General features: G+C 67.2%; 8 protein-coding genes. 6 read left to right on the forward strand and 2 right to left on the reverse strand.

Features of this window, described 5'->3' with window-relative positions; translation table 11 throughout:
• Positions 1-313 precede the first annotated feature (313 nt).
• Positions 314-625 (reverse strand): HU family DNA-binding protein, encoded by a 312-nt coding sequence (locus Q7A36_RS37055; RefSeq protein WP_305108818.1) that lies wholly within the window; start codon positions 623-625, stop codon positions 314-316.
• A 285-nt stretch (positions 626-910) separates the two neighbouring features.
• Between Q7A36_RS37055 and Q7A36_RS37060 the strand changes: the two genes are divergently transcribed.
• Positions 911-2,100, forward strand: a protein-coding gene (locus Q7A36_RS37060; protein WP_370655774.1) for an IS3 family transposase whose coding sequence is annotated in 2 segments (ribosomal slippage) — positions 911-1,211 and positions 1,211-2,100 — 1,191 coding nt in all. Because the reading frame shifts where the segments join, the coding sequence is not laid out codon by codon here.
• On the opposite strand, the gene Q7A36_RS37065 is transcribed toward Q7A36_RS37060, so the two are convergent.
• The gene (locus tag Q7A36_RS37065) at positions 2,061-2,435 is read right to left on the reverse strand and encodes a hypothetical protein (protein ID WP_305108820.1); all 375 of its coding nucleotides are present in this window, start codon (positions 2,433-2,435) and stop codon (positions 2,061-2,063) included. The two genes, Q7A36_RS37060 and Q7A36_RS37065, sit on opposite strands and share 40 nt — an antisense overlap.
• 758 nt (positions 2,436-3,193) lie before the next feature.
• On the opposite strand from Q7A36_RS37065, the gene Q7A36_RS37070 reads away from it, so the two are divergent.
• The 5 genes from Q7A36_RS37070 (at position 3,194) to Q7A36_RS37090 (ending at position 7,720) form a co-directional block, all read left to right on the forward strand.
• The gene (locus tag Q7A36_RS37070; RefSeq protein WP_305108821.1) at positions 3,194-3,574 is read left to right on the forward strand and encodes a hypothetical protein; all 381 of its coding nucleotides are present in this window, start codon (positions 3,194-3,196) and stop codon (positions 3,572-3,574) included.
• 14 nt (positions 3,575-3,588) lie between these two features.
• On the forward strand, positions 3,589-3,858 hold the full coding sequence (locus Q7A36_RS37075; RefSeq protein WP_305108822.1) for a hypothetical protein: 270 nt from the start codon (positions 3,589-3,591) through the stop codon (positions 3,856-3,858).
• 285 nt (positions 3,859-4,143) lie between these two features.
• The gene (locus Q7A36_RS37080) at positions 4,144-4,641 is read left to right on the forward strand and encodes a recombinase family protein (RefSeq protein WP_305108823.1); all 498 of its coding nucleotides are present in this window, start codon (positions 4,144-4,146) and stop codon (positions 4,639-4,641) included.
• A gap of 249 nt (positions 4,642-4,890) precedes the next feature.
• The gene (locus tag Q7A36_RS37085; protein ID WP_305108824.1) at positions 4,891-6,507 is read left to right on the forward strand and encodes a fatty acyl-CoA synthetase; all 1,617 of its coding nucleotides are present in this window, start codon (positions 4,891-4,893) and stop codon (positions 6,505-6,507) included.
• A 625-nt stretch (positions 6,508-7,132) separates the two neighbouring features.
• Positions 7,133-7,720, forward strand: coding sequence for an ISAs1 family transposase (locus Q7A36_RS37090; RefSeq protein ID WP_305108825.1), 588 nt, complete (start codon positions 7,133-7,135; stop codon positions 7,718-7,720).
• Positions 7,721-7,860: the final 140 nt, after the last annotated feature.

Genomic DNA, 7,860 nt, shown 5'->3' on the forward strand with positions numbered 1-7,860 from the left:
CGTTCAACCGCAGCCGCGCCCCTCAAGACTGCGCTTCGTACCGCCACCAAGTGTCCATTTGCCGCCTGACGCAGCAACACGCGGCATCCACGCGGCCGAGCGTGAATAGGACGGGTTGAAAGCTCGTTGAGAAAGCCGCCGGTCAGCTGAAATAGTCCGGCTCAAGGCTGATGACAAAGGCAGCAGCCGCTTGCCAGTGGCGCCGACCACGATGACGACCAGTCCAGCGTGCGGCGTGGCGGTAGTAACAAGCAAGGCCGAAGCCCTGCGCCTGCCGCACACTGCTGCCGGTCACGACTGCACCCCGCCCCAGTCAGCCGCGAACGGCCTTCCGCTTTGCCTTTTTCAAGCCGGCCAGCGCGTCCTGCTTCAGGTTCGGGCTCGCCTTGAACCTCACCGTGGCACCCGCCTTGACCTTGACCTGCTCGCCGGTGCGCGGGTTCAGCGCGGTGCGCGCCTTGGTTTCACGAACTGCGAACGCCCCAAAACCCGGCAAGGTGAAGCGGCCGGTGCTGATGATCTCATCCCGGATCGCGCCGATGATGTCGGCGGCAAGTGCGCGGGCCCGACTGGCCGGCATGCCGGTAGATTCAACGACGACGTCGGTCAGGAAGCGTTTGGACAAGGGGCAACTCTCTCACGCGCCGACGCACCATGCGGCGGTGCTGCTGATTGTCTGGACCTGCAGCCCGGCGTCAAGGAGTTGCAGTCGCAGACCGTGCTCGCCTCACGCCTCCGATGGGTTCTGCATGCCCGACCGATCGACGCAATGACTGCTACGCGGCGTGGTCGGTCTCGATTGGGTCGAGCCCGAGCTCGCGCCGCAGGTGGCCATAGCGCGCCGGGTCCATTGGACCTCCCCGCAGATGGTGGACACCGCTGCTAAGCTCGAGAGGAGCAAGGTGTCCCGATGGCCGGCAAGACGAGGCGGAACTTCACCGACGAGTTCAAGGCAGAGACGGTGGCGCTGCTGGAGAGCAGCGACCGACCGCTGTCCCAGCTATCCCAGGAACTTGGCATTGAGCAGTCAATCCTGCGGGCCTGGCGGCGCAAGCTACGGCCATCAGGCGCACAGTCACCACGTCCCGACACCGCGACCAGTCATGGTCATGCAGTGACGGTGCCTGCGATAACCGCCGACCAGGCTGAGATCCGCCGCCTGCGCCGTGAGCTTGAGCGCGTGCAGATGGAGCGCGACATTTTAAAAAAGGCCATCGGCATCTTCTCGGGACCTGTGAAATGAGGTTCCGCTTCATCGACGAACACCGTCAGACCTTCCCCGTCCGGGTCCTGTGCGAGGTGCTGGAGGTTTCCCCGGCCGGTTACTACGCCTGGCGTAGGCGGTCGGAGAGCGGCAGGACCACCGCCAACCGCGAGTTGCTCGGCGAGATCCGCCGCGTCCACGAGGCCAGCCGCGGCCGCTACGGCAGCCCGCGCGTGCATGCCGCTCTCCGCGCCGAGGGCGTCCGGGCCGGGCGGCATCGGGTAGCCCGCCTCATGCACCAGCACGGCATGGCCGCGCGTCGCTCCCGGCGTGGCCAGCCGCGCACCACCAACAGCCGGCATGCCCTCCCGATTGCCCCAAATCTGCTGGAACGGCGCTTCACCGCGCCGGCGCCCAATCGGGTATGGTTGGCCGACCTCACCTACATCCGAACAGGAGAGGGCTGGCTCTATCTGGCCGTGGTGCTCGACCTCTTCAGCCGCAGGGTCGTCGGCTGGGCCATGGCCAACCACATGCGCGGCGAGCTGACGCTCGCCGCGCTCCACATGGCCATTGCGCGCCAGCGACCGGCTCCCGGTCTGATCGCGCATTCTGACCGCGGGTCGCAATATGCGGCATCCGACTACCGAGCGGCGTTGGCAGGCATCGGCGCCCGCGCCTCCATGAGCCGCAAGGGCGATCCTCTCGACAACGCGCCGATGGAAAGCTTCTTCAAAACCCTCAAGGCCGAGCTCGTCTACAATGCCGAGTACGCCACCCATTCAGAAGCGCGCCGCGACGTGTTCGCCTTCATGGAGGTCTGGTACAACCGGCAGCGCCTCCACTCGGCAATCGGCTACATTACCCCAGAGCAAATGGAACTGACCGCAGCCTGATCACCCCCCAACCCGGTGTCCACTCGAGCCGGGGAAGTCCACATGGCGCGGCGGTCCTGCAGCACCACCTTCAACGCATCCAGTCCCGCCGGGGTGAAGAACGCGCGCGTGCCCAGGATGCTCACCGGCTCGGGCGAGAGCGCGACCAGCCCGCGCTCGATCAGGCCGGCCACCACCTTCGGGATCTTGGCCTGCCCCGCCTGCGGGCCGGTGCGCCAGCGGCGAAGGAAGATACCCTCGGCGAGCGAGGGAAAGGTGCCGAAGCGCTGGCCGAACTCACGCCGGATGAGCTCGCGCTCGGCGGGGCTGAAGATGTTGGCTTCGGAATGGGTCATGCACCCAGACAAGGCCATCGCCGGCCCTCGCCGCAAGGGCTCTCGCACGCGCCAGTCAGATCTTCCGATCAGGCCAGATGCGGGAAGCCTGCCCCTCATGGGTCACCGTAGCGCCCGCTGCCGCCGCAATGGAGGCAGTCGTCCTCGCGAGCATCGAGCATCTCGGGCAGGCCCGCGTCTGGCCCAAAGCGGGCGATCGGCCCGGTTGAAGTCGCAGACATGGTCGCCTGGCACGCACTGGATGGTGGCGCCGCGATAGCTGTAGCTCGGCCAACCCCAGCCGCAGTGGGCTGGGTGAGCGGCGGCGAGGCCGGGTCGTTGGTGGTCTGCACGGCGCCGCTCCAACTGACTCGCCGCAGGAACAAACGCTCCTTGTTGCGAGATGCGAACCACGCCACCACGGACTGGTGCTCTGTTGTGGCACGGCGGTCGGGCAGGTCGGGGCCGGCTGGATCTGAAGCAACGAGCGGTCTCTGAACCGAAGCGTCGCCACGTCGAAAGACACAGGACGGTATTCGGTGGCTTCCATCGGCCTGCTTGCGATTGAGGATGAAGTAACGTAGCTCATAGACGAAGCGCCAAGACGCTCTGAAAGCGGCACAAATTACAAATTGAAGGCGTATCGTAGCTTAATGTGCCCGGCACAATACTGCATGGTACTATGTCTATGCTTCGCAAGAAGAGCGAAGCGGGCCGAGCAGGAAGTTCCAGCTTCCCACCCGGCCCTGACCACCACCCCGCTTTGGAGGAGCAGGACCGTGGCTTTCTTCCCCATAGACCAGTCCAGCCGCGACCGTCTCGCCGCGCTGCCCGGCGTGACGATTATCGACCACCCCTCGCCGCACCACCCGGACGACTTCGCGCTCGTCCTGGCCGGGCTCCGCTGTTGCGAGGTCTTCGCCGACGGCGCCACGTTCCGGGCGGCGTACCACCTGCGCTACGGCGAGTGGCTGCTGCTCGCCGAGGAGGTGGGCGAAGATGCGGCCTTCGCCGCCGTGCTCGCCTTCCTCACCCTGGTCGCGGCCGTGCCGCAGCACTACGCCGCAGCGCACGACGTGACCGAGCGGGAAGCCGCGGCCGAGGTGCTGGCCGCCTTCTCCGGCATCAGCGTCGCCTTCACCTCCGCAGCAGCGGCGTAGTGGAGGGCAGGGACATGGGCACCACTCCGGGCCTGCCACCAGTGACGCTGTCGAGCGACTTCCTGCGCTCGGCAGCCAGCAGGATGGATCTCACCACCGGGACCGGGCGCGCCAGCGCCCGGCTCCTCATCGCCATCGAGCTCGGCCGTACCATGGAAGCCGAGCACCTGATCCGGGTCTGCCAGGCGCACGGCCTCCGTCACGTTTGCGCCGGCCATCAGGCCGCGCACGCGCTGGCCGCGCTCGCCATCCCCGCCCTGCCCGAGGTGGAGGGGCGGCACTGATGACGGCACCCATGCTCAGCCGCGGCGTGCTGCACACGCCGAGCACCATCACGGAGCTGATGCGCCTCGCCGAGGTTTTGGCCCAATCGAGCCTCGTCCCGCGCGACTACCGCGGAAAAGCTGCCGACATCCTCGGCGCCTTGCTCTGGGGTCAGGAGGTCGGCCTCGGCCCGCTGCAGGCGTTGCAGGGCATCGCCGTGGTGAACGGCCGGCCTGCCATCTGGGGCGACGCGGCCCTCGCGCTGGTTCGCGCCCATTCCCGCCTGCGCCAGCATACGCGAGGGCGTGGAAGGCGAGGGCGACGATTGCCACGGCTGGTGCGAGGTGGTCCGCCGCGGCCACCCGCCGGTGCGGCGAACCTTCTCGGTCGCGGATGCCAAGCGCGTCCGATTGTGGGGCAAGACGGGCGCGAACGGGCCGACGCCGTGGGTCACCTATCCGGCGAGGATGCTGATGTCGCGGGCGCGCGGCTTCGCCATTCGCGATGCGTTTGCGGACGCGCTGCGCGGCGTGATCACGGTCGAGGAGGCGGCCGACATGCCGCCGGAGCCACGCGACGTGCCGAACCTCGCGGCAGCGCAGGCACCGACTGCCGCCGTGCCTGCCGTGGTCGTCCCGGTGCCGCCCACCTCGGCAGTGGCCGACGCCGCCGGCGATGCGGCACCAGGAAACGACAACGAGGTGCTCGACTGGCTGCGCGATGAGCGTGACCAGGGCGCGGCCGTGGAGAGTGTCGAAGGCTTGTTCGTGGAGGCGCTCGGTGCCGATGCCGTGACGGGCTGACGCGAGGCCACATGGAGGGCGGGCAGGGAGGGGGCCGCCTGCCTCGCCCTGGCCCTGCCAGGGGTCAGCCTGCGTTGCGACCCGGCGACCGAACAGCCGAGAAGGGCGTATTCTGGACGTTCGCGCTCGCGCGGCTCTCCCAGCAATAAGCGGCCGCCAACGCTCGCGCTCTGATTCCCTTGCTGCATTACGGTGTCTTCATCGATATTCTCCCAGGACCGCGCGAGAGACGCGGCCGGGGAGGTCATCATGTACCGGACCGGAGACGAGGCGCGGCGTGCCTGCCGCGATACCATCGGGGATGCGCTGCGACGGGTGGCGCGCCGCTTCCGAGACCGCACCGCTCTGACATTCGGGACACGACAGTGGAGCTTCGCCGCGCTGGATCAGGCCGCAGACCGCGTCGCACATGCCTTGCGTGCGACGGGCTTGACGCGTGGCGACCGCGTCGTGGCACACGGACGGAACTCGGACGGCTATCTGCTTACCTTTCTCGGCTGTGCCCGTGCAGGGCTGGTACACGTCCCCACAAACTACGCGCTCACAAGCGCGGAGCTGGAATACATCCTGCGCCAGTGCGACGCGCGGGCGTTACTGTCACAGCCACCGCTGGCACCGGCGGCGGATGCCGCCGCGGCCGCCGCCGGTATTACCCTGTGCGGCACGCTGGACAGCGGTGCGGGCGAGCTTGACATGCTACAGGCAGCGCTTGACCCGGCCTGGGACGCGTCGGGCGAGGCCGCCGACGAAGCGGACCTGACCGACACCGACCTCGCTCAGATCATCTACACCTCAGGCACCACGGGCGCTCCGAAGGGTGCAATGATGACGCACCGCGCCTACCTCGCTGAGTATGCTGCGGCAGCGCAGGCCTTCGATTTCAGTGCCACCGACCGTGCCCTGGCAGCGCTACCGTTGTACCATGCGGCACAAATGCATGCGTTGACCATGCCGCAACTCCTGATCGGCGCAGAGACCCTGTTAATCGAGGCGCCGGAGCCTGCACTCGTCCTGCAGCTCATCGAGGAGCAGCGGATCACAAGCTTCTTCTCGCCGCCAACTGTCTGGATCAGCCTGCTGCGGCACGAGGATTTCCACCGGCGCGACCTGTCGAGCCTGCGGCGTGTCTACTACGGCGCGGCAATCATGCCGCTACCCGTGCTGCAGGAGCTACGCCGGCGATTACCAGCGGCGCTACCCTACCAGGGCTACGGCCAGAGCGAAATCGGCCCACTGGCGACCGTGCTGCGCCCGGAGGACCACGATGAACGTCCCACCTCCGCCGGACGGCCCATCTCCACCGTGCAGACGCGCGTCGTAGATACGGAGTTGCGCGACGTGCCAGCCGGCGAACGCGGTGAAATCGTTCACCGCTCACCGCAGCTCCTGGTCGGGTATTGGGGTATGGAGGCCGAGACTAAGGCCGCTTTCGCCGGCGGCTGGTTCCACTCTGGCGACGTCGGTACGATAGACGCGGAGGGATACATCACCATTGTCGACCGCATCCGGGACGTGATCAACACTGGGGGCGTACTGGTGGCAAGCCGAGAGGTCGAGGATGCCATCCTTACCCATCCCGCTGTGTCGGAATGCGCGGTCATCGCCTTGCCCGATCCGCGCTGGATCGAGGCCGTGGTCGCGGTCGTCGTTTTGCGTGCCGGCAAATTGGCAAGCGAGGAGGAGCTGGTGGCCCACACGCGCGCCGTCATTGCACCTTACAAGGTCCCGAAGCGGGTGATCCTGGCCGATCAGCTGCCACGCAATACGGCCGGCAAGCTATTGAAACGGGAACTGCGCAGCCGGTATGGTGGACCGGTCGATGCCTTGCCCGGGGATTGTCAACTTGGCGAACGCACATCGGAATGAGCGCCGGATTATGTCGCCCTCAGCGCTGGAGGCGGCAAAAAGGCTGCGTTCACCCTCCGTGGCGGCGACGCATCGTTGCGAATTTTTGTTCCGAGACGGCACGGGTTGACAATGCCCAGGAGCCCCATTGTCCCCACCGGGTCGGCTGCTGCAACGCATTCAAAACACGAGAGTTCTTCACGGACGGGCTCTGAAAACGCGCAAGTATCCCGAGGGCGACTGACCGCCCTGGCTCGACATGTTGCTGGCCTTCCAGACCAATCGACCGTTACGCTCGCCCCGGCGGCATACACATGCCTGGCTCGGGAGACGCCGACCATGTGGAACTTTCAATGCGCCTGCATCCCCGAGATCTTCGCACGAGGCGGGGTGCGCCGGCGGCAGGTACTCCGCGCCACCGGGGTCGGCTTCGTGGGCTCCCTGGTCGCCACGCTCGCCGGCGCCGGGCGAATGGCGCGTGCCGCCCCGCTCGCGGGCCCACCCAGGGCTGTTCAACGCTGTGCGGTGGCGGGGGTGAGTCCTCGCTGCCACAGGTCGGAGACGAACGGCGCCGGCGGGGTGATGACGGGATTCCCGGATCGTCAAACCTCTGACTCATAGGGCGGCAACCGAGGGGAAGGTTGCCGTGACCGCGTTCGCGCCGCTGCTGAGTCTGCTGGAGGAGGTGCCTGATCACCGCCGGGCGGAGGGCAAGGTCTACCAGTTGGCGTACGTCCTGCTGTTCTCCATCCTGGCCATCGTCAGTGGCGGCAACTCGTATCGCAGCATCGTCACCTTCATCGAGATGCACCGTCTCCGGCTGAACGAGGTGTTCGGCCTGACCTGGCGGCGAGCGCCGGCGCACACGGTCATCCGCTACATCCTGCAAGGCTTGGACTGTGACGCGGTGGAGACAGCCTTCCGTGGCCACGCCAAGCTGTTGCAGGCGGCCCACGCCAAGCCGGGTGGAGGTAGTCTGGCAATCGACGGCAAGACCCTGCGCGGCAGCTTCGACGCGTTCCGCGACCGCGCCGCCGCGCACCTGCTCGGCATGTTCGCCACCGACACGGCGCTGGTGCTGGCGCACAGCGAGGTCGACGAGAAATCGAACGAGATCCCGGCTGCTCAGGCGCTGCTCGCCGAACTCGGCTTGGCTGGACACCTGGTCACGCTCGATGCTCTGCACTGCCAGAGGAAACCTTCGAGCTCGCCGCAAAGGCCGGCGCCGACCTGATCATACAGGTCAAGGACAACCAGCCTACCCTGCATCAGCACGCCAAGGATCTCTGCGCCAGCGCCGCCCCGCTTTCCACGGCCAGTAGCCGTGATCGGGGGCGCAACCGCCAGGAGGAGCGCAGCGTCACCGTCTTCGAT

This window comes from Paracraurococcus lichenis (assembly GCF_030657435.1).
Lineage (GTDB): Bacteria > Pseudomonadota > Alphaproteobacteria > Acetobacterales > Acetobacteraceae > Paracraurococcus > Paracraurococcus lichenis.